Genomic DNA, 656 nt, shown 5'->3' on the forward strand with positions numbered 1-656 from the left:
AACTCCGCCAGCGCCTTCGAGAGCTCGGTCTTACCGACACCCGACGGGCCGGCGAAGATGAACGAGCCACCGGGACGGCGCGGGTCCTTCAGACCGGCGCGGGTACGCCGGATCGCCCGGGACAGGCCCTTGATCGCGTCGTTCTGACCGATGATCCGCTTGTGCAGCTCGTCTTCCATACGCAGGAGACGCTGCGACTCCTCCTCGGTCAGCTTGAAGACCGGGATGCCGGTGGCGGTCGCGAGGACCTCGGCGATGAGCTCCTCGGTGACCTCGGCGACGACGTCCATGTCGCCGGCCTTCCACTCCTTCTCGCGGCGCTCACGCTTGAGCATGAGCTGCTTCTCGGAGTCGCGGAGGGCGGCGGCCTTCTCGAAGTCCTGCGCGTCGATCGCCGATTCCTTGTCGCGGCGGACGACGGCGATCTTCTCGTCGTATTCGCGGAGGTCCGGCGGGGCGGTCATGCGGCGGATGCGCATGCGTGAACCGGCCTCGTCGATGAGGTCGATCGCCTTGTCGGGCAGGAACCGGTCGCTGATGTAGCGGTCGGCCAGGGTCGCGGCGGCCACGAGGGCGCCGTCGGTGATGGAGACGCGGTGGTGGGCCTCGTAACGGTCGCGCAGGCCCTTGAGGATCTCGATCGTGTGGCTGAGGCT

The 656-nt window shown here is 68.0% G+C and carries 1 protein-coding gene; it reads right to left on the bottom strand.

Going from position 1 to position 656, the window contains the following annotated elements; genetic code table 11:
• Positions 1 to 656, bottom strand: a 656-nt coding sequence (locus ACYQ78_RS39240) for a UvrB/UvrC motif-containing protein (protein ID WP_459806079.1), incomplete at both ends; no start/stop codon positions are given.

The sequence above is a fragment of the Herbidospora sp. RD11066 genome, from assembly GCF_054661255.1.